Below are 4,081 nucleotides of genomic sequence, written 5' to 3' on the forward strand. Positions count from 1 at the left end.
CGCCCGCCGCGATCGAGCCGCCACGGCCCGACGCCGCGGCGGGCGTGTTCGTCGCCGAAGTGAACACGGCCAAGATCATCCGCGGCGACAGCCTGTGGCAGATCAGCCGCCGCACCTACGGCGCCGGCGACCGCTACACGGTGATCTACGACGCCAACCAGCAGCAGATCCGCAACCCGGACCTGATCTACCCCGGCCAGATCTTCGTGCTGCCGGGCGAGGGTAAGGACAAGGCCGGCAAGAACGGCTGACGGTCCGCCGCGCTTCCCCTTCCCCAGAGAGGGGGAGGGAAGGGCGCGATCCATCCACGCCGCGCCGCCCCGCGGTCGCGGCGGGTGTGCCGGGCGGGCGGCGGGTCTATATGGCGGGCGACGCACCTCCCGGACCCTTTCGCATGACACCCACCCCCGAGCCGGCGCCCGAAGCGCGCCCGGGCCTCGTCGCCACCTATCGCCGGCTGTGGCCCTACCTGTGGCCCTACGGCCGGCCGGACCTGCAGCGGCGGGTCTTCCTGGCGTTCGGGCTGCTGCTGGTGGCCAAGCTCGTGACGATGGTCACGCCCTTCACCTTCAAGTGGATCACCGACGCGCTGGTGGCCGCGGTCGGCGGCAAGGAGGGCACGCTCCCCACCGGTATCTTCGCGGCGCCGATGGCGTTGATCGCGATCTACGGCGCCTCGCGCATCCTGATGGCGGGGCTGACGCAGGCGCGCGACGGGCTGTTCGCCAAGGTGGCGATGCACGCGGTGCGGCGCCTGGCGCTGAAGACCTTCCAGCACATGCACCAGCTCAGCTTGCGCTTCCACCTCGAGCGCAAGACCGGCGGGCTGACGCGGGTGCTGGAGCGCGGGCGCTCGGGCATCGAGGAGCTGTCGCGCCTGATGGTTCTGACGCTGGTGCCGACCATCGTCGAGTTCGCGCTGGTGCTCGGCGTGCTGGCCTACGAGTTCGACTGGACCTACTCGGCCGTCGTGTTCGTGATGGTCGCGGCCTATCTCGGCTTCACCTACAAGGCGACCGAGTGGCGGATCGCGATCCGCCGCCGCATGAACGAGTCCGACACCGACGCCAACAGCAAGTCGGTCGACTCGCTGCTGAACTACGAGACCGTGAAGTATTTCGGCGCGGAGACCCGCGAGACCCAGCGCTTCGACGGCGCGATGGCGAAGTACGAAAAGGCCTCGACGCAGACCTACGTGTCGCTGGCCGTGCTCAACGCCGGCCAGGCGCTGATCTTCACCCTCGGCATGACCGCGGTGATGTGGCTCGCCGCCCGCGACATCCTGGCCGGGCGCACCACCATCGGCGGGTTCGTGCTCGCCAACACCATGCTGGTCCAGCTCTCGATGCCGCTGAACTTCATGGGCATGATCTACCGCGAGATCAAACAGGCGCTCATCGACATCGACGACATGTTCCGCATCCTCCACCGCAACCCGGAGATCGCGGACCGTCCGAACGCGCCGGCCCTCGTCCCCGGCCCGGCCGAGGTGCGCTTCGAGGACGTGCACTTCGCCTACAACCCGGACCGGCCGATCCTGCGCGGCGTCTCCTTCGCGGTGCCGTCGGGCAAGACGGTGGCGATCGTCGGCCCCTCGGGCGCCGGCAAGTCGACGCTCTCGCGCCTTCTGTTCCGGTTCTACGAGCCGCAAGCCGGCCGCATCACCATCGACGGGCAGGACATCGCCGCCATCCGCCAGGACTCTTTACGCGCGGCGATCGGGATGGTGCCGCAGGACACGGTGCTGTTCAACGACACGATCGGCTACAACATCCGCTACGGCCGCTGGGAGGCGACCGAGGCCGAGGTGCGGGAGGCCGCGCGCCTCGCCCAGATCGACCGCTTCATCGAATCCCTGCCGGAGGGCTACGACACCCCCGTCGGCGAGCGCGGCCTAAAACTGTCGGGCGGCGAGAAGCAGCGCGTCGCCATCGCCCGCACCATCCTGAAGGGGCCGCCGATCCTCGTCCTCGACGAGGCCACCTCGGCCCTCGACAGCTTCACCGAATCGCAGATCCAAGACGCCCTGGACCGCATCGCCCGCGGCCGCACCACCCTCGTCATCGCCCACCGCCTCTCGACGGTGGTCGACGCCGACCAGATCCTGGTCCTCGACAAGGGCGTCATCGTCGAGCGCGGCACCCACGCCGCGCTGCTCGACCAGGACGGGGTCTACGCCGCGCTCTGGAACCGGCAGCGCGAGGCGGATGCCGCGCGGGCGGCGTTGCGCCGGGCTGAGGAGGAGGCGGAGCGGGTGCGGGTTGAGGTGCGTGGGGTTCGGGGGAAGGTAATGGTGGCGGAATAAAGTGCTGAGCCGAGGTATCGTCTTGGCTGGTAGATGCCTCTCAACTCCGGCACTGGCAAAATTTCCATTAGGGTGTAGAAAACTCTCTAAGCGATAGGAAATCTCGTTGCATCTATTCAACGGGGCGTAGTACGACTTTCCTTATTAGGGAGGTCGCGATGGCGATTTTGGAGTACCACGCACTCAATGTTAGCGCTCATCCCCACGTAAAGGGGATCTACAGAGAGCTTTTTGAGCGTGTCGCAGGACGTCGGATCAATTATTTTGGTGAAAAGACAGCAGCTATAACCAAACCTTCTGCGTCATCAAATGGCGTATTCTGGGGAAGTATATATTCCTGGACTGAAATTGATCCGAATGAGCGGATCATTGATACCTTGTTGATGCAATAGCCGGACGAAGAGCAAAAAGCTAAGATTAGTATTCCGGCGAATACTGGTTTCCACTGGCAAAGATTTAATTACGTCTTTCGTGAAAAAGATCATATTCTGGTTTTTGAATCTCGGAATGATGAGGGGCGTACTCTTGCCCCTTCCAGCGCTGAGCGTTTGTTTAGGGCACTTTTCGATGAAAAAACTCTTGGCGCTCTTCGTTTCGAACTCACTAAGCCAGCCTACGTTGAGGTGGACCTACTAGTCGATTCTTCAGCGTTAGAGAAAATATATGCCATAAAAAATCTTAGAAAACTTGAGATACTTGTGAGCGTGCCAAATTCTGACGACAACACTGAAGACGCTGATGCAATAATCGAGCGGCTTGAAAAAATAAGAGCAAGTCGCCAACTCACAGTCTATACCGCCTCAAGTGCACACAAAGGCTTGAAGGCCGATGATCAAATAAAAGCTCAGGGCGAAGCCTCACTACGGCATGGCTACTCAAGGGGAGAAGGTAGGGATGGAGAGGAAAAGATTTCCATTTCGACCAAGCAGTACCCCCAAAAGCAGACTGCTCGGATCGACTCTCAGTCTACCACGGTGGATACAGCGATCGGCGTCGCTCGCGACTGGTTGGCTCCATTTCCCAGCACTTAAGCCAATAAAGTTATACTGGGAGGCTTATGGAGGATGGTCTGAGTTTTTAAAATCAATTTATTTATGGCTAGCGTTTGCGTTCACAGTTGTAACCTATCCGGTTTGGATCAAGCTAGATAACGATGGTAATCGAGTCTGGGCATCCATGCCTACTAGTATCTTACCAAACCTGCTCGGGTTTTCGATGGGTGGGATGGCAATTATGCTCGCATTCGCTGGCTCAAAAATTTTTACTTATCTGAGCGAAGAAGGTAAGAAACAATCATATTTCGTCAAAATTGTCGCCTCATTTTACCATTTTATATTAGTTCAAACGCTTGCGATTTTTATGGGAATTTTCTGTCAAGCCTATGCCTGGGTAGGATTCAACTTTTTGGGATATTGGGCTATGTGTTACGCGTTGCTAGTTGCGCCTGCCACCGCGGCTCAATTATTTAATACTGCACGAATTGTAAATACTGCGGCGTCGATTGGAAAAAATGACGCGGAGTGAATTATAAATAACCCAGTAACAATTGCATATAATGGCGACCTTCAGAGATAAATCTGATTTTGATATCTCTGAGCTAATTTTTCGAAATCGACAAAATACAGATTAGAAATTGATCTTGACAAAAGTCCTATAACATGCCTATAACCCCATCACGCGCTGCACGGCGCCGGGGCTGCGTTTCGTCCCGGTGCCGCCGTCAGGAGCCGGCCCGGTGATCGACGGGGCGGTCGGCAGCGTGGCGGCTCCCGGGTC

General features: G+C 59.4%; 4 protein-coding genes. All 4 read left to right on the forward strand.

The features are described from left to right. Window positions 1-251 (forward strand): LysM peptidoglycan-binding domain-containing protein (locus tag FV222_RS19085; RefSeq protein ID WP_147815398.1); only part of this gene is annotated, 251 nt, incomplete at its 5' end. A gap of 143 nt (window positions 252-394) precedes the next feature. After that, window positions 395-2,305: an ABC transporter ATP-binding protein/permease gene (locus FV222_RS19090; protein ID WP_147764165.1), complete on the forward strand. Its 1,911-nt coding sequence runs from the start codon at window positions 395-397 to the stop codon at window positions 2,303-2,305. Between the two features lie 158 nt (window positions 2,306-2,463). Further along, window positions 2,464-2,697 (forward strand): hypothetical protein, encoded by a 234-nt coding sequence (locus FV222_RS19095; RefSeq protein ID WP_147815399.1) that lies wholly within the window; start codon window positions 2,464-2,466, stop codon window positions 2,695-2,697. Window positions 2,698-3,529: 832 nt separating this feature from the next. After that, entirely contained in the window at window positions 3,530-3,829 is a 300-nt protein-coding gene (locus tag FV222_RS31310) for a hypothetical protein (protein ID WP_246685545.1), read from the forward strand. Window positions 3,830-4,081 lie beyond the last annotated feature (252 nt).

The organism is Methylobacterium sp. WL103, assembly GCF_008039885.1.
Lineage (GTDB): Bacteria > Pseudomonadota > Alphaproteobacteria > Rhizobiales > Beijerinckiaceae > Methylobacterium > Methylobacterium cerastii.